This window comes from Paenibacillus gallinarum (assembly GCF_014836635.1).
GTDB lineage: Bacteria > Bacillota > Bacilli > Paenibacillales > Paenibacillaceae > Paenibacillus > Paenibacillus gallinarum.
This window is the reverse complement of record NZ_JACSQL010000009.1, coordinates 228,536-245,467: the sequence shown is the minus strand read 5'-3', so window position 1 is coordinate 245,467 and position 16,932 is coordinate 228,536. Positions and strand designations below refer to the sequence as shown.

The 16,932-nt window shown below is 46.4% G+C and carries 14 protein-coding genes; 5 read left to right on the top strand and 9 right to left on the bottom strand.

Annotation, left to right across the window (positions count from 1 at the left end):
• Positions 1-211 precede the first annotated feature (211 nt).
• From H9647_RS18440 to H9647_RS18430, 3 genes are read left to right on the top strand one after another with little or no spacing between them, the layout of a single operon-like run.
• Positions 212-1,414, top strand: a complete 1,203-nt coding sequence (locus tag H9647_RS18440) for a hypothetical protein (RefSeq protein ID WP_191802688.1) — start codon at positions 212-214, stop codon at positions 1,412-1,414.
• 9 nt (positions 1,415-1,423) lie between these two features.
• Positions 1,424-2,170 carry a glycosyltransferase gene (locus tag H9647_RS18435; RefSeq protein WP_191802686.1) on the top strand — a complete coding sequence of 249 codons (747 nt, stop codon included), beginning with the start codon at positions 1,424-1,426 and terminating at the stop codon, positions 2,168-2,170.
• A complete protein-coding gene (locus tag H9647_RS18430) occupies positions 2,171-3,379 on the top strand; it encodes a glycosyltransferase family 4 protein (protein ID WP_191802684.1) in 1,209 nt (402 codons plus the stop codon).
• Between the two features lie 19 nt (positions 3,380-3,398).
• Here the strand turns inward: H9647_RS18430 and H9647_RS18425 are convergent, their stop codons facing one another.
• The 4 genes from H9647_RS18425 to H9647_RS18410 form a co-directional block, all read right to left on the bottom strand.
• Positions 3,399-5,276: a tetratricopeptide repeat-containing glycosyltransferase family 2 protein gene (locus H9647_RS18425; protein ID WP_191802681.1), complete on the bottom strand. Its 1,878-nt coding sequence runs from the start codon at positions 5,274-5,276 to the stop codon at positions 3,399-3,401.
• Positions 5,277-5,321: 45 nt separating this feature from the next.
• Positions 5,322-7,088, bottom strand: a complete 1,767-nt coding sequence (locus H9647_RS18420) for a tetratricopeptide repeat-containing glycosyltransferase family 2 protein (RefSeq protein ID WP_191802679.1) — start codon at positions 7,086-7,088, stop codon at positions 5,322-5,324.
• Positions 7,089-7,091: 3 nt separating this feature from the next.
• Complete coding sequence (locus tag H9647_RS18415; protein ID WP_191802677.1) at positions 7,092-9,236, bottom strand: glycosyltransferase; 2,145 nt, start codon at positions 9,234-9,236, stop codon at positions 7,092-7,094.
• Between the two features lie 79 nt (positions 9,237-9,315).
• Positions 9,316-10,638 carry a DUF6385 domain-containing protein gene (locus H9647_RS18410; RefSeq protein WP_225229391.1) on the bottom strand — a complete coding sequence of 441 codons (1,323 nt, stop codon included), beginning with the start codon at positions 10,636-10,638 and terminating at the stop codon, positions 9,316-9,318.
• A gap of 237 nt (positions 10,639-10,875) precedes the next feature.
• Between H9647_RS18410 and H9647_RS18405 the strand changes: the two genes are divergently transcribed.
• Positions 10,876-11,409, top strand: coding sequence for a hypothetical protein (locus H9647_RS18405; protein WP_191802675.1), 534 nt, complete (start codon positions 10,876-10,878; stop codon positions 11,407-11,409).
• Positions 11,410-11,440: 31 nt separating this feature from the next.
• Entirely contained in the window at positions 11,441-12,022 is a 582-nt protein-coding gene (locus H9647_RS18400) for a hypothetical protein (RefSeq protein WP_191802673.1), read from the top strand.
• Positions 12,023-12,123: 101 nt separating this feature from the next.
• Here the strand turns inward: H9647_RS18400 and H9647_RS18395 are convergent, their stop codons facing one another.
• The 5 genes from H9647_RS18395 to trhO form a co-directional block, all read right to left on the bottom strand.
• Complete coding sequence (locus H9647_RS18395) at positions 12,124-12,918, bottom strand: ABC transporter ATP-binding protein (RefSeq protein ID WP_191802670.1); 795 nt, start codon at positions 12,916-12,918, stop codon at positions 12,124-12,126.
• Positions 12,918-13,859: an ABC transporter permease gene (locus H9647_RS18390; protein WP_191802667.1), complete on the bottom strand. Its 942-nt coding sequence runs from the start codon at positions 13,857-13,859 to the stop codon at positions 12,918-12,920. Before H9647_RS18390 ends, H9647_RS18395 begins: the two co-directional genes overlap by 1 nt.
• Positions 13,860-13,964: 105 nt before the next feature.
• The gene (locus H9647_RS18385) at positions 13,965-15,014 is read right to left on the bottom strand and encodes an ABC transporter substrate-binding protein (RefSeq protein WP_191802665.1); all 1,050 of its coding nucleotides are present in this window, start codon (positions 15,012-15,014) and stop codon (positions 13,965-13,967) included.
• 312 nt (positions 15,015-15,326) lie between these two features.
• Positions 15,327-15,953 carry a helix-turn-helix transcriptional regulator gene (locus H9647_RS18380; protein WP_191802662.1) on the bottom strand — a complete coding sequence of 209 codons (627 nt, stop codon included), beginning with the start codon at positions 15,951-15,953 and terminating at the stop codon, positions 15,327-15,329.
• A 21-nt stretch (positions 15,954-15,974) separates the two neighbouring features.
• The gene (trhO, locus tag H9647_RS18375) at positions 15,975-16,874 is read right to left on the bottom strand and encodes an oxygen-dependent tRNA uridine(34) hydroxylase TrhO (RefSeq protein ID WP_191802661.1); all 900 of its coding nucleotides are present in this window, start codon (positions 16,872-16,874) and stop codon (positions 15,975-15,977) included.
• Positions 16,875-16,932: the final 58 nt, after the last annotated feature.

Here is a 16,932-nt window from a genome sequence, read left to right as displayed (position 1 = left end):
CTCTATTCTACACGAATCAGGCCATGGGCCATTTTTATTTTTTGAGCAAGGTGTCGCACTTCATATTACAATCTGTCCGTTTAAAAATGATAAAAAGTACATGGTCGACATTTGCGATAACTTTTACAGATCATACGGAACATGTTCTGAGGCAACTGCCCATATACTGTAGAGTTCGTGCTACCATCCGCATCAAGAAAGGAGCCGTGCGATGCTCTCTTCTTCCATTGTCGTATTTCCTCCGCGTGAGCCGGACCCCTTGCTTACTAAACTGCTATCCATGCTGTGTGAGGAATATGACGTCTATTATCTATCTGAACCTAAGCTTCAAGAGGAGGATCATGTAAAAGACGAAGCACTACTCGCCGAGCTACCGTCTGGTGTGCTTTTATTGACGCCCTCCGAACTTCATACCGTCTGTGCAGAAGATACCCTTGCTATTGTTGCTCATCCGTACTGGCTGCATGTCGCCGCTTCTCAAACAGAAGCGCAGCTCATTATGCTCCAATTCGACGAAGATGAAGAGGACGCAAGCAGTCTATTCAATACTTGTACAGAACAACTTCGGGCCATATCCTCGCTATTCTGTTCACGTTCCGAGATGAAGTGTCTAGATGCGACTTTTCGAGGGACCCCAGCTCTATTTCTGGATGAGGAACAAGAGAGCCTAGACCTGGACCTTTTTATACATGCAATCCATGAAATCGTGGAGGATATTCCTGTCTCTGCCCATAAGATTCAGTGGACTAAGCGTAAAGCGCACTACCGTGCTATGAGAGAACAGAACGGACCTCATGAGACCTTTTCATTTCTTTTAGCTGTATATCACTACTTATTAGGAGAACAAGAAGCACTGCATTATGGAGAGGAAGCATTTCTGCAGGCAGTGGTAAGCGGTCAGCATCAATCTCTGATCTCCCATTACCGGTTTCTGTCCGCGATTCATGCAAAGCTAGGCAACCTGCAAACTGCAGCGAGTATATACGGAATTACGGCCTTTGGTGAAACCGAGGCAAAACAATATGAGAACATCCTATCCCTTCTGACCCAAGATCAGGAGGCCCTTGCGCGTGCGGAATTACTTCGGCTGAATGATGACTATGGTGCAGCCATATCTATCATTCAGCAGCTACCTGCCGATAATCATAATCGACACCTCCTGTTTCATATGTACCGAGAAACGGGACAATTAGAACTTGCTCTATCACAGGTTCAGTCCTCTGACCTGCTTGCAGCAGAAGACCGGTACCTGTTTCGCTTGTTGTGCGGCAATGTGGAAGCAATACGCGGAGAACGGCATGCAGCCATTCGCCTATTTCTCGAAGCAGCAGCCGAGAAGGAAGAAGCTCTTGTTCATATCGCTGCTCTGGAGGTACTGGATGATAAGGTTCATATTTTATTGAAAGGGAGCTGATTTTTACTCATGTCAGATACTTCTCCCTCTATTTCTAATGTACGTAAACAAGAAGGCAATAAGCTGACCGCCATGCTTCAAGTCCACAATGAAGAACATCGCTACCTGGAAGAAGTACTTACTGACCTCTCTACCTATGTTGATCACATCGTTATCGTTGATGATGCCAGTACAGATCGTACGGTCGAAATCTGTAAGTCATTTGAAAAGGTAATCAAGCTTGTACAGCTTCCGGAATCCTTGTTTGCAGAAGAATGGAAATTACGTTCTATTCTATGGCAAGCTGCTGCTTCTACTTCTCCCGACTGGTTGCTTGCCGTTGATGCCGATGAATTGTATGAGGAGCGGGCCAAGCGAAATATTCGAGGTCTGATTAATCAGAATCGTTATGACTCAGTCAGCTTTCGGCTCTATGATCTTTGGGGCAACCGCGAGTATTACCGGGAAGACGAATTGTGGCAGGCACATAAAGGAGCAACCATGACACTTGTTCGTTTTTTCAAAGACTACCCCTACTTCTATCCGCAAATGCAACATCATGTACCACGTCTCCCGCTTACCTGCTCCGCACTCCCTGGGCTTACCACGGACTTACGTATTAAGCATCTGGGCTGGTCGGGCCCCCTGGAAGAACGGGTGGAGAAATATATCCGCTACAAAAAAATGGACCCGGAAGGGCGTTGGGGAAATCCAGCCCAATATGAGTCCATTTTGGATTTGCAGCCGAACCTTCTAGAATGGAAGGAGGAAGATTAATTGTACGTCAGCATTCTCACGCACAGCTTTGCGGACGGATATAACCGTGATTTTGAAAGACTATTTGGAGGCGGACTGGAACGGTATATCTACCAGCTCTGTCAGGTTATTCGCTCACTGGGTCATACACCGCAGGTCCATCAATTATCCTATTACGATTCATTTCACCGCCATATTGAAGAGATTGAAGTGTTTGGATATTCTTATGATCCGCAGCGCATACCGGATGCGTTTGAGGAGATGGCTTCTCAGGCGAAAGGTCCGCTTATCTATGCCAGCTGTATTTGGCACCCACTGCGCTATTCCCCGAATAGTCTGGGAATATGTCACGGGATCAATTGGGATCGCCCGAGTATTCCATCTGAAGTGAAACAAGAAGTAGCTCTCTCTATACAGCACGCGTTAGATCATCTGGAGACCATCGTATCTGTAGATTCTCACTTTCTCACCTTTTGCAGAGCCGTCTGTACATTTAATGATCCGCAGAAGATTATGTTGATCCCAAATGCTGTCGATACTCATTATTTCAAACCGCTGGAGTCCGGTATAGAAGAAACAGAACTTGAAGAGCATACCCTGCGCAAAAAAACTAAAAATCGAAGGGTTCATCTTCATCAGTCAGAGGAGGAGTTGGAATCTAGTGACGAGGATCAGCCGGGGCGGGTACGAATTCTTTTTCCCAGAAGAATTAGTCTAGAACGAGGAATCATTCCGATGATGCTGTCCGCTGATTATTTATTAGGTCTCTACCCTGGGTTAGAAATCGAGTTTGCAGGAGAGCGGGTACAGGGAAGTACCGTGGGCAGAGCTTTTGAAATGTGGATGAAACATCATCCCCATAAAGCGCGCATTCTTTCCAAAAGCTATCTTTTTAATGAGATGATAACCGCCTATCATATGGCAGATATCGTGGTCGTTCCTACGATTTTCTCCGAGGGAACTTCCTATGCCTGTCTAGAAGCAATGAGCTGCGGAATCCCCGTCGTAGCGAGCAATGTCGGCGGTCTCAATGATCTGATACAAGATGGTTTTAATGGCCTATTAGTCTCTCCGGAGGAATCCCATATCACAGCTGCCCTGTGCCGCCTTATTGACGATGAAGACCTCCGATTACAGCTTGGCAAGCAGGCACGGCAAACGGCGCTTAGTTATGATGAAGAAAAGTGGAAATCCGCTTGGAAAAAGGTGCTGATTCCCTTCCTCAGATAAGCATTACGTTGGATCCAGACTACAATAGCACAAGCGAATGTAATCCAGACCTCTTCAGCGGTATGCTGATTACATAGGTAAGAGCATTCCATCCGCAGCGTGCGGTATATGCCTCTGAAGTGGGTATATATTTACCCTGTTGCTCCTGTACAAATGACCTTAGTCTGGTATCAAACGGCGAATCATTGTCCTGCTGAATCCGGGTATGGAGAGCAATCCACAGCATACAGCAGCGACTTCTCACGATTTCATCCGGCTGTTTTCGTTCCCACTCCTGCTCCAGCAAGGAATGTAGCTGCTCTACTATCCAAAGCGGTGCATGAACGAGTGCAATCTTCATCGCCGGCGATAGTGCAGACAGCAGCGTTCCAGGTGAGGAATCACTGCGTAACATAGACGAAAACCCGTTCCATGCCCCGATGCGAATGAACATTTCGCAGGCCTCCGCAGCAGAGGAGAAGCGATGTAATTGTGGCTTTTCTAAACGGGTCTGCACACTGCGATGCTGAGATTTCAATGCCGTCTTGCTATATTCTAAGGCCGCTTGGATAATTTCCGTCTGTTCTCGGTGGGCTGGAGACTGCACCCAAGGCTGAAGGTAACGAGCGGCTATGCTGTATTCACCTATCTGTGCTTGCAAAAGTGCTTCTATCCAAGGTTGGGCCAAAAAAGCATCCTGCAGGTAGTCTCTATGTTTTAAAATCCAAGCCGGCTGCTGTAAATCCAGCATGAGATAAAAGACCAGCAGCTGCGCTTTTTTCGGAATTCCTTGTTTCTTCACCCACTCATTCAACTGCTGTATCTGCTTGGTACTGACAAGGAGCGGAAGCCATCTTTGCCATGCCGGCACATAATCCGGGCGGTACGCAAGGGAAACTCGGTAAAATTCACATGCTTTTTGCCACTGACCTTGCCGCTCTAGCAGCACCCCTTTTAAATACGCTGTTCGGTAAGTCCCCGCTCCCGAAACTGAAGTATATTCCCTCGATATACACATACCTTCTAGCACATGAAGAGCCTTTTCATCTTGTCCCTCATCCATGAAGAGTACGGCATAGATCTCCTGTAGATCAGCGAAATTAGGAAAAGCAATCAGTCCCTGCTCAATCTGCTGTAGCGCATCTTTTGCCCGGCCCGTTTCTCGGAGTGCATACATCGTTTTTAAGAACAGATCGGAAGCATATCCTTCCGTTATTGGCAGACTCGCAAGCAGCGGTTCAAAGATAGGAAGCGCCTGCGAATAATTGGCTTGCTGAAAATATTCTGTGCCCAGTGCATAAAGCAGTTCTTTGTTTTTTGAATCCGCTACCAGGGCTTCCTTAATAAGCCGGAGATTGCGCTCGGTTTTGTTTTTCTGTTCAATGATATGAGTGAGATAGCCATAGTGAATAATTTCTAGATCACAGCGCTTTAACTGCTGATGGGCTTTTGCTTGAACTGCGGAAGCAATCTGTTCGTGGATCGAACCACTAAACTTTATTTCCGGATCATTCCGAAACAGCCTGCAGACATAGTCGGTTACCTGCTCATCACCTTGGTGCCCAAGTAAACTTTTGATATGCAGTTCATATCCTGCAGCCGCTTCATCTGCACATAGTGCCCATAATTTTTCTTTCTGTCCATGAGCAAAACATTCATCTGCATCCAGTACGAGAATCCAAGGCCTGGTTGCGAGTTTCAAAGATTCATTTCGTGCAGCTGCAAAATCAGATTGCCATGGATATGAAATGACCTGAGCACCGTATTTTTCTGCTATGGAACAAGTTGCGTCTACCGAGCCTGTATCGAGAATGATGATTTCCGATACAATATCAGCTACGGAAGACAAGCACTGGGAAAGAACCCATTCTTCATCTCTAACAATCATACAAAGTGACACAGGAGAATCTGGATTCATTTCGCGTAAATGCCTCCTCTTATTCTTACTAGTGTCTGGTGTTATCTACCTAAACCCGTTCGGCCATGGAAGTCCGAGCCGAATATGCTGGACTGGACGAGTATTCACATCGTATGGTGCTTGCGCTTGAATCACAGATAAATGCCCGTCTGCTGCTGAGGTCATACTGCTCACATACTTTTGGGTTCCCATTAGAACCGCCTCAGGCATGACTTCTCTGTTCTTTTCTAATGTGTTACGCCAGGCGCCTGTTACACCTACAAACATTTCTCTTTTTCCCGCATGGTCAGCTGCTTCCAGAAGTTCTGCAAAGGAAGTCCAAGTCCCCTCTGTTAAAGGCTTCAATTCTTCATCTTCCCCCTGCTCGATGAGAAGGATGGCATGATCTTTAATGGCCCGCTTTTGTCCTATGGAAGGAGCGATATCTAAACTCCACATGAGCCAATCTTTCTCTTGGTCAGGAAAGTCATCATTTTTGCGCAGAAGAAGAGCTGCATTTTCCCAATCTCCGCACCTCCATAGCGCCATGATCTTACTTACACGGATCGTCTCACGAGGAATGGAAGGCTGATCCCATTGCTTCAAGATCGATAGGACAGCCGAGTAGCATCTGCTATCGTTAAGGATTCGGATTAATTTCCCCATCGCTTCTTGTGACTCGATCCGAAATCGTGCCTCGATAAGCTTTGGCAGTCGTTCCTCCTGCCCGGTAACCTGCAGGATACGGCAGATCCGGTATAACGGTGGAAGCAGACTTGGCTTATACCGAACTGCCTCGACATATGCATCTACGGCTTCTTCGAGTGCTTCTCTTTGTTCCGCATACTGACCGAGCATGAACCATGTTTGGAAAGTCCCGATTCCTTCTTCCGTATGGTACATCTCCGCTGAAGGCCCCATATGAAGGGCTTCTCGAAGGATCTTTTCAGCTTCCTCTGCTCTGCCGAGCGTATTCTGGGTGAATGCCTGAGCATGCAGCAAATCCGTATATCCGGGATATAGACTACGCCCTTCAGTAATTTTCTCCATTGCCTCTTTCCATTGTCCAAGTGCCTGCAGACATCGCACTTCATATTTAAGAACCAAATGAGCATAACTGACACGTGCGGGTTCTAAACCGTTCCATGACTTCTGAAAATACCCTAACGCCTGCTGGACTTCTCCCATTCGTAAGTACTCGACACCCAGATTATAATCATGAAACGGATTCGCTGGATCTTCCTCGATAATTTGCTGCAGCAGCTCCATATTCCGATTCACTTTGTTCTTAGCCGAGACAATCGTCTCGCTGTACCCGTAATGATGAATGATCACATCGGTCATATGAAAATGAGCTTCCGCACATTGACTCACAATGGATTCGGCGATCTGCTCATGAATTCTTCCTTGAAAGCGGTACTCTGGTCGATGCCGAAACATACGAAGTACCGGATTAATCGTGACTCCCCCCGAACCGTTTCCTGTATAATTATGAATTTGTAAAAAGTATCCTTCGACTCCATCTTGCTGTGCCCAGATCGGAAGTTCTTGTACGCCCTGTTCATCTATTCTTTCATCTGCATCAAGAAACAGAATCCAGTCGCCGGTAGCTGCCTCAAGCCCCGCATTTCTTGCGGCTGCAAAATCATGACACCACTTGAAGTGGACAACAGAGGCACCGTAACGTTCTGCCAGCTGAACCGTGTTATCTGTTGAACCTGTATCTACAACGATGATTTCATCAACCGCTCCCTGCACACTTTCAAGGCATGCGGGCAGCATCTGTTCCTCATCTTTTACGATCATGCATAGAGAAATGGTTTGACTCGGCAATTCTCACACCCCTCTCCTTCTTGCCTGACCGTCCCATGATGTTTTCCAGTTCAGGTCATCTAACCTTTGCAGACTGCCCGTGAGCTCGGCAACATCCTGAGCTAAGGTAGAAAATGTGTTTTCCGATGTTTTTGCAGTTTGTGTATTCAGCATCCGTACAGCCGCTTCTTTTGCCAGTTGCAAGCAGCTGGCTGCTGCCCCCATTCTAGCGCGGTTATCATCTCTTGATAACGTGATTGCCTGCTCAAACAAAGCAAGAGACTCTGCGTAATTAGCACGATCATACATATATTCGGCCAGCTGAAACATCCCTTCGAAGAGAAGGTTCCCCTTCGCTAATTGCTCCAGGTACTGCTCTGCCGCCTCCAATCGAAAACCATATTCATATAAAAGATCAGCTGCTGTGCGGGGTAACAATAATCCCGCCTTTTTCAGGAAAAGGAGCAGATCTTTCTGCCCGCAGGCCGCTGCCCGGTTTGCAAGCATTTCTGCTTTTTGCAAAAGAGTCCCTGAATCCAGCTGAGGAAGATCTTCTAGTTCAGTCTGCTGTCTTATGTTCAACAACCGCCGTTCTATCTGCGAATAGAACAAGCTATCTTCATTACAATATCGGTAGAACTCTTGCGGTAATGGCTCTGCGCAGGACCATGAACAAATCGCCCAGTCTAGTACAGCTAAGTCAATTTGCTCTTGCTTGCATGGAGATACGGGCTGATCACTTAAATCCTGACTAATTCCCTTATTCTGTTCTAACAGCAGCTGTGATCGCTGTATCGCTTGTGACTTTCTTTGTGTCTGGATCAGACAGGCACGGGCCCAGCTTTCATCTTCTATCCCAATGGATTGCACCGGCAGAATCGATAGAGCCGCTTCATATGCTCCACATGACATGAGTGCATACGCTGCTTTATGCAGATGTTCAGGGTTTTCCCTGTCGATGATCTCCACCAAAATTTGCTTAACCGAGGAGTCAGCTATCCCTTCTCTTTGCAGTAAATCAGCTAACCCGCTAATCGCTGGCAGATAACCTTGATGTACCTTTATAGCAGACCTGTAGTGATCCTCTGCATAGGATGCTCTCCCCTTGCGTTTATCTATATCTGCCATATGGGTGAGCGGGATATAGCTGTCTGCCCCAGCCTCCGTAACATATGCTACAGCTTGGTTCTTTGAAGAAAGACCGGACTTAACTGCTTTTTCGAAATAAACATAAGCTTGCTCTGCCATCCCGTATTCCTTTTCAACAAATCCAAGCAGCATGTGAAGATCAGGGTAGTCTGGGTATTGTCTGATTTCTGTCAGCAACAGAATTCTTGCCTGTTCTAACTCGTGGTTTGCATAGAGCAGCTTTCCCAAGTCCCGTACTAGAGTTGCTCGGTATGGAGCATCCACGGGGCAGCTGTTTAGTGCATTAAGGAAAATTTCTCTAGCCTGCTCCCTATCTTCTAACTGGCAGTACGTCACTCCCAGATTATAAAGATGAAACGCATCGTCTGGGTTGAGTAGGAGTGCCTGCTGAATTATTTTCAGGTTGCGCATAGCCGTCTGTTTACTCTTCATGACTGCGGGAAGATACCCGTAATGATTCACTTTCAGCGGACAGATGGAAGGTGGAGAGGTTGTTTTTATCTTTGTCGAAGAACGTTTCATTCCATACTCCATATTCAGCCCGATCTCACCCAAAGACCCTTTCCCTGCTTGAACGAGTTGTTCATGAATCATCCCTTCGTACCGGTAACCCTCTCTATTACGAAACACGCGTGGTGCAAAATAAAGAATACAATCCTCCGGACCAGATCCCGTCCAGTTCATAAGTTTAATCAGACACTGGCTTCCTTCTTCCTGCTTTAGAAACTCCTTGATCTCTTCTTGCCCTACTATCACCTGTTCATCTGCATCCAGCACAAGAATCCAATCAGTATTTGCATGGACTAACCCGGCATTACGGGCTTTTGCAAAATCGTGTTCCCACGGACTATGAATTACGGTTGCCCCGTACTTCTCTGCTATTTCAACAGAACGATCCGTAGAACCCGTATCGACAATGATCAGCTCATCGGCCATGTTATGAATCTGTTCCAAACATGCTTCAAGCCATTTTTCTTCGTTATATACAATCAGGTGAACTCCCAAAGTAGGAATACTCATCGTGAAACTCTCCCCCGGTTACAAAAAAATACATGGGTCTCTATTGAGACTCCATGTACGTATATGTGTGCAGCGCTTATTATGTGCCTTGTCCGTTGAAATACACACTAATGGTGGCAGGTGTTCCTGGCGTGCTGGATCTATAAGCAAGCCGTGTATATTTGAGGAAACGCTGCGGAACAAGCACATCAACCGATCCTGCAGCAATTCCTGTGACCGTGTCCACATCGGTGAACCAGTTCGTTCCATTTGCACTGATCTCCACTCTTGCATCCGCACTACCTGTTGCTCCTGAGTTATAAACAAAGAAGGAGTAGGTTCCAAACACACTTGTGGTGACTGGAGAGAGAGGGGTGTAAGCATCTGCCGTTGTAATTCCAAGCGTAGGTATTTCCTGGAAGCTTTTCTGTGATATGGATGTAATACTATCTAGTCTCCCGGCTGTAATGGTTGCTCCAAGCACACTGGTGATCGTACCGTTCAGCAAACTCGAAAGCGTTCCTGCCGTGATCGTGGTTCCCAGTACGCTCGTAATTGTTCCTGCGGTAATCGTGGTTCCGAGTATGCTCGTTAGCGTTCCTGCTGTTATTGTTGCTCCGAGTACACTTGTGAGTGTCCCCGCCGTGATTGTTGCCCCGAGCACGCTGGTCAGGGTTCCATCCAATAAGTTCGTCAGTGTTCCCGCCGTAATTGTTGCCCCCAGCACACTCGTCAGGGTTCCTGCCGTAATTGTTGCTCCTAGCACACTCGTTAGTGTCCCCGCCGTGATTGTTGCCCCGAGCACACTCGTCAGGGTTCCATCCAATAAGTTCGTCAGCGTTCCTGCTGTTATTGTTGCTCCGAGTACACTTGTGAGTGTTCCTGCCGTAATTGTTGCCCCGAGCACGCTGGTCAGGGTTCCATCCAATAAGTTCGTCAGCGTTCCTGCTGTGACTGTGGCTCCCAGCACTCCCGTTATGGTTCCCGCGGTAATCGTTGTTCCTAGCACGCTCGTCAAGGTTCCTGCCGTAATTGTTGCTCCTAGCACACTCGTTAGTGTCCCCGCCGTAATTGTTGCCCCGAGCACACTCGTCAGGGTTCCATCCAATAAGTTCGTCAGCGTTCCCGCTGTGACTGTGGCTCCCAGCACTCCCGTTATGGTTCCCGCGGTAATCGTTGTTCCTAGCACGCTCGTCAAGGTTCCCGCCGTAATTGTTGCTCCGAGTACACTTGAAATCGTACCGGCTGTAATAGATACGCTTGTGATACTAGGCATGTTACTAATCGTACCATCCAAAATAACACCCACCAGGTTACCCGATGGATCCGTACGAACAGGATGGGATACTTCATCATTGTCCGTGCCATATATCAGCGTCCTTAAATTGTCCGGGTTTAAGTTAAAACTTGAAAAGTTTGGCATCAAGAGCCTCCTCCATAGAACATGATCTACACCGCAGCAGTGCTACGTCATTCTATGCCAGGACCTTGCGAGTAGTAACGGCGCAAGCCTCACTCTTTTTTTTACGGTAAGGACAACCCAAACCAAATTCATACTATTTCCATATACTAGTTTTGGATAATACTTATCATCCAATGTGTTCTAGCAGCCATACCAGATGGAACTTAGGAACTGAATTCTACGAAAGGAGGAAGATCCATGACCAACTATAATGTATTTAATTCATCCAACCGGCCTTTATATACACAACAAATGAATACTTACGTATCGCCTGGTGTTGAAGCGACTCCTGATGCCGGAGCTGCTGCCGCAGGGAGACTGTTCTCCTTAACAACGGGAAACGTTGCGGTAGCTTCGGGTAGCAGTCTTTTATTACAGGTGGTTAATCCCGCAGGCAGCGGACGTACTCTTTACTTCTCACAAGCGATCGGGGGTACTACATCTGCTGCTTCGCTTATTTTGTACCGGGGAGGTACGTTAACCGGCGGTGTTGGATTAACTCCTATTAACAATCTTTTTGGAAGCCCGATTACTAGTGTAATGACTGCACAGCAGGTGTCAGGTTCCATTACAGGCGGTCCTGTAAGCATCATGAGCATTCCACTAACCTCTGGCGCTTATCATATTCGACTTCCGGGGACAATTATTGTTCCTTCAGGTCAATCCGTAACATTCAGTCTCGGAACCGGTGCACTCACGGGATCCATCAATGTAAGCTGGTGGGAGTTTTAAAATCAAAGTTTGTAAGGAGGGATAATAGTCCATGCCTAACTATCGTATTTTTAGCAATGAGAACAAACCTCTGCCGCAGCTACAACTGAATACGTATCAATCTCCAAGTGCAGCGGCTCCTGCAGAAGCGAGTGCAAGTCAGGCGGGAAGGCTATTTACAGCAGGAGCAACGAACTCTGCTACGCTTGGACTGCTTGGGGGATCTTCTATCATTACCATACAGCTGACCAATCCCGCAGGCAGTGGAAGAACCGCTTTTATTTCTCGCATTTCGGGTGGTATCAATGTTTCACTTAGCTTGTTATCCTCATTTTCCGGAGCAATGACGATCATTAGAAATGGTGCTTTAACAGGACCGACTACGCTGACAGCTGCTAATTTAAATTTTGCAAGCAGTAACACAAGCCTAATGACCGTCCGCTCGTCCACCTCTGCTTCTACGGGAGGAACTTCGATCCTCTCCATGCCTCTCGCTGCAGGACCCCTCGAGTATAACGAGTTTGGTGATTTTATCATTCCTTCAGGTCAATCTTTTACACTAACCATAAGCGGCGCTTTGTCTGTTGCAGGAGTTCTTGCCAGTACAGCCAACCTCGTCTGGTGGGAGGTCTAAGCAGAACGAATGGGGAATCTATTAAATCATGTATCATATGATGCAAAAAAACCGGCACTCTACGAGTGCCAGCTTCCTTTCCATTCTGTAAGAACACGCTTCTATCCAAGAACAACCCGATCATCGGCTAGTGTGGTTCCGCTAATCTGTTCAAACTCCCGCAGCAGTTCAGCCACAGTCAGGGTTGCTTTACGCTCCGCATTCACATCAAGGATAATCCGGCCCTTGTCCATCATAATTAGCCTATTCCCCAGCCGAATCGCTTGTTCCATATTATGAGTTACCATCAAGGTGGTCAGGTTCATCTCTCGGACGAGCGATTCTGTAATGCTCGTAATCAGCTCGGCCCGCGATGGATCAAGTGCAGCGGTATGCTCATCCAAGAGCAGAATCTCGGGGCGAGTAAATGTCGCCATGAGCAGGCTGAGTGCTTGTCTTTCCCCACCAGACAAGAGCCCTACCTTGGCTCTTGTCCGATTCTCAAGTCCAATCCCCAGCTTCTCCAGTTGCTCCCGGAATATCTGCTTCGTTCCCTTACTAATACCAAAAGATAGCCCTCTTGATTTCCCGCGGCGGTAAGCCATCGCCAGATTCTCTTCAATCGTCATCTGAGGTGCAGTTCCTGCCATCGGGTCCTGAAATACTCGGCCGATCCACTGGCTCCGCTTATACTCTGGCAAACCACTTATCGTCTTATCCTTAATTCTCACTTCTCCGGCATCGGGTTTCAGCACGCCTGATATCACATTCATTAAGGTTGATTTGCCTGCTCCATTACTGCCGATCACCGTTACGAAATCACCTTGGTTTAAAGTTAAATTCGCATCCATTAATGCGATTTTCTCATCTACTGTACCTGGATTAAATAATTTGGAGACATGATCAATGTGCAGCATTATAGACCACCTCCTACATTTTTTCCTGTATATTCTGGTCCGGTTAATAGATCAGCCGTCCGCTTCTTCGCCATCTTCTTCTGCTTTATTTTCCGCTGAGTGGAAGGAATAAGCAGCGCTAGAATGACGATCACCGCAGTAATAATCTTAAGGTCAGAAGTCTCCAGCCATTCAATGCGATAAGCTAACATGACCACAATTCGGTATACAACCGAACCCAAAATGACGGAAACAATCGCCCAGAAAATACTGCGTTTACCAATAATTGCTTCTCCGATAATGACAGAAGCCAGTCCGATCACGATCATGCCGATCCCCATCGAAATGTCTGCAAATCCGGACTGCTGTGCGATAAAAGCACCGGACAAAGCAACAAGACCATTGGACAAGCTGATTCCTACGAGCTTTGTTGTATCCGTATTGGCACCAAAGCTGCGAATCATACGCTCATTGTCACCTGTCGCACGAAGGGCAAGTCCTAGATTCGTTTTAAAGAAAACATCAAGAAGCAAGATAACGGCAAAGGAAATGATCAACATGAAATACAGAGGAGATGCTCCTGTAAACAGGGTATCCGTATTAATCAGCGACACATTGGGAGCTTTGAGAATTCGCATATTAATCGAATAGAGTGCAATCATCATCAGAATACCTGATAATAGTCCGTTAATTTTCCCTTTGGTGTGCAGCAGTCCAGTACAAGCTCCCGCCGCAACTCCTCCACCAAAAGCAGCCAGAGTCGCAACCCAAGGAGCGTGACCTGCTGTTATCATCACCGCCGCAATTGCTCCGCCCGTCGTAAAACTTTGATCTACCGTCAGATCAGGGAAGTCGAGAATCCGAAATGTAATATATACGCCCAGCGCCATGAGTCCATACAATAGCCCCAGCTCAATCGCTTTTGGCGTTGATGCAAGCAGTTCGAGCAGTGTACTAAACATACTTTTCTCCTCCTAGTTAAAGAGAACAGGGTGGGAGTCCCACCCTGTTCCGCATTGCTGTCCTATTCCTACTTGCCATACATCTTACCGAGCATATTACTGATTTTACTGAATAATATTGGTTTCCTGATCTGTTACGCTTGCCTTCATTTCCTCTGTTACTGCAATTCCTTGCTCTGCAGCAGCACTGAGGTTAAGAATAAGGTCAAGTTTATCAGGTACAGTAATTGCAAGATCAGCTGGGTTTGCCCCATTTTTCAAAATATCTACCGCCATTTCACCTACTTGATATCCATGGTCAAAATATTTAAAACCTACGGTAGCAAATGCACCCTTCTCTACCGTATCACGGTCACTGGAGAAGAATGGAATGTCTTTATCGTTCGCAATTTTGATGATCGTATCTACTGCGCTTACCACGGTATTATCGAGTGTAATATAGAGGGCATCGACTTTGCCCACTAGGGAATCTGCTGCCTGCTGTACCTCGGAGGTATTCGTTACGGAGGCTTTAATAAGTTCGATATTATGTTCCTTGAAAGCCGCTTCCGCATTTCCTGCCATAACTACCGCATTCGGTTCTCCTTCATTAAGTACAAGGCCGACTTTTTTAATCTCCGGCATTTGCTCTGCAATGAAAGTAGCGAGTGTCTTAATTGCTTCTGGATTCGTATCAGATGCACCTGTAACATTGCCGCCCGGCTTCTCTAGATTAGTCACAAGTTTTGCACCAAGAGGTTCGGTTACTGCTGCGAATAGTACAGGCTTATCTTTTACCTGCTGAACGACAGCTTGAGCAGAAGGGGTAGCTATACCGAGCACCAGATCGCTTTTATCAGTAGCAATCTTCTGAGCGATGGATAAGTTATTCGCTGCGTCGGCTTGGGCATTGTTCAGGTCTATCTTCAGATTGTCTTCTTCAACTAGACCGCCGTCCTTCAAAGCAGCAATAAACCCATCTCTTGTCGCATCGAGCGAAGGATGTTCAACGTACTGCGAGATCGCAATGGTGTACGTCTTCTTCTCACCTGCCGAATCTCCGCCTTCCCCGCCCGATGTACCGTTCGTACCTGTACTCCCTGCATCGTTTCCACAACCTGCTACCAAAGTAATTGAAGCACCAAGAATCAAAGACATCCACATTTTTCTCTTCATATATAATACCCCTCTCTTTTTCTTCATGCTTACCTCACTTCCAATTAATACCTCTAACATGCGGTGTCACATAATAGCATTACTGCATTAAAGCGATTGGAGCTGAAAAAGCAAAATCCCTCCAGTATGAAACCGTTTGTAGGAATCTAAAAATAGGTCGCCCAGGCATTTATTAACGCATGGTCAGAAACAACTTTTCCCTAATATTACGGGTGCTTGTACTATTCGTCAATTACTACTTTTACTGGAACTTATGAAAAATAAAAAGAAAACGCCACAATAGAACCTAAGTTCCATTATGACGTTTCCTGTTTAAGATGGTTTTATCTTATACGTACAGCAGCGTCCGCCTTTGGCAAGGCATTCTGTGCGGGTTACCGAAGCTTGCAGCAGAGATTCAAATAATTCTAATTCACAGCGGCATGCCTGTTGATAGACATCGGCAACTTCCGAAATGGGACAGTTGTATTCGCGAAGAATATAGCCTTCTCCGTCTTCTGTAAGTTCCGTCATATAACCGCCATCATTTTGAATCCTTGCCAAGGAATGAACACGGCTCTCTAGATCTTTATCTTCCATCTCTTTTTTATATCGTTCTCGAAGCTTATTTCTGCGCCTCTCAAACAATAGATCAATCATTTCCTCACCGGCTTCGTCTTGCAGTTCCTCAAGCAAATCCAGCGTAACCTTTGGATAGGTTTTGGGGAACAGTGTCTCGCCTGTATCCGTAAGTCCATACACGGCAGAAGGACGACCAGCAGTCTGCCGGACTAAATGAGGGGCAATATACCCGTCCTTCTCGAGTGTAGCAAGATGCCTGCGTACCGCCATCTCCGTAATATTCAGTTCGGCAGTGATCTCACGGGCACTCAGCGGACCTTGAAGCTTTAACATATGCAGCACTTGCTGACGTGTCGACATATCTCTTGGTGCACTCATAAGAATCACCTGCTTTCGTGTTTATGAGATCGAAACAGCCGCTACGTTTGCTTTTTCCCGGCAAGCATCCGAACAGAAGAAGTCATGCTCTTCCGCACAAGAATCACAAGACACATACTGTAAATTACATGTCGGGCAATTCACATATTGGTCTTCTATGGTTCCACAGTGATAGCAAGAAGCAATCACGATATCTTCGTCTGTACGATTAATCGGTACAGAAATACGTTCGTCAAATACATAACATTTACCGTCAAACAGTCTGCCCTGAACCTCAGGATCTTTACCATAAGTAACGATCCCGCCTTCAAGCTGAGCGACATCCTGGAATCCTTCTTTTAGCAAGAAACCTGTAAGCTTCTCACAGCGAATACCACCCGTACAATACGTAATGACTTTCTTGTCTTTTACGTCACCCAAGTTCTCACGAATCCACTGCGGGAATTCACGGAAAGACTCTACATCAGGGCGGATCGCTCCGCGGAAATGTCCAATTTCATATTCATAATCGTTACGGCCGTCAATCACCACAACATCATCGCTTTGCAGCTCTTCATAAAATTCTTTTGGAGAGAGGCGTTTGCCGAACAAGACGTTTGGGTCCAGCTCTTTTTCATAGCGGAAAGTCACTAGTTCTTTTTTGTGACGCACAAACATTTTTTTGAACGCGTGATCTTCAACTTCGTCAATCTTAAACCACATATCGCTAAACAGCGGGTTCGCTTTCATATCCTGCATATACTGCTCTGTTTGCTCGTAAGTTCCAGATACCGTTCCGTTAATTCCTTCTTCCGCAATGAGTATCCGGCCTTTTAGTCCAAGATCCTTGCAATATTGTAAATGTTCCTGAGTAAACGTCTCTGGATCATCAATTTTGATAAATTTATAGTACAGCAATACACGGTAATTAGATTGACTCATTTTCTGTTTCCACCTGTCATTATTTATAGTTCCCAGCTATGAATTAGACGACAACAAC

What these genes read in the sequence shown, in the direction of transcription:
- H9647_RS18440 (WP_191802688.1), top strand. Translation starts at nt 212, where the DNA reads ATGCTCTCTTCTTCCATTGTCGTATTTCCTCCGCGTGAGCCGGACCCC.
- H9647_RS18435 (WP_191802686.1), top strand. Translation starts at nt 1,424, where the DNA reads ATGTCAGATACTTCTCCCTCTATTTCTAATGTACGTAAACAAGAAGGC.
- H9647_RS18390 (WP_191802667.1), bottom strand. Translation starts at nt 13,859, where the DNA reads ATGTTTAGTACACTGCTCGAACTGCTTGCATCAACGCCAAAAGCGATT.
- H9647_RS18380 (WP_191802662.1), bottom strand. Translation starts at nt 15,953, where the DNA reads ATGAGTGCACCAAGAGATATGTCGACACGTCAGCAAGTGCTGCATATG.
- H9647_RS18395 (WP_191802670.1), bottom strand. Translation starts at nt 12,918, where the DNA reads ATGCTGCACATTGATCATGTCTCCAAATTATTTAATCCAGGTACAGTA.
- H9647_RS18415 (WP_191802677.1), bottom strand. Translation starts at nt 9,236, where the DNA reads ATGAGTATTCCTACTTTGGGAGTTCACCTGATTGTATATAACGAAGAA.
- H9647_RS18385 (WP_191802665.1), bottom strand. Translation starts at nt 15,014, where the DNA reads ATGAAGAGAAAAATGTGGATGTCTTTGATTCTTGGTGCTTCAATTACT.
- H9647_RS18425 (WP_191802681.1), bottom strand. Translation starts at nt 5,276, where the DNA reads ATGAATCCAGATTCTCCTGTGTCACTTTGTATGATTGTTAGAGATGAA.
- H9647_RS18400 (WP_191802673.1), top strand. Translation starts at nt 11,441, where the DNA reads ATGCCTAACTATCGTATTTTTAGCAATGAGAACAAACCTCTGCCGCAG.
- H9647_RS18405 (WP_191802675.1), top strand. Translation starts at nt 10,876, where the DNA reads ATGACCAACTATAATGTATTTAATTCATCCAACCGGCCTTTATATACA.
- trhO (WP_191802661.1), bottom strand. Translation starts at nt 16,874, where the DNA reads ATGAGTCAATCTAATTACCGTGTATTGCTGTACTATAAATTTATCAAA.
- H9647_RS18410 (WP_225229391.1), bottom strand. Translation starts at nt 10,638, where the DNA reads ATGCCAAACTTTTCAAGTTTTAACTTAAACCCGGACAATTTAAGGACG.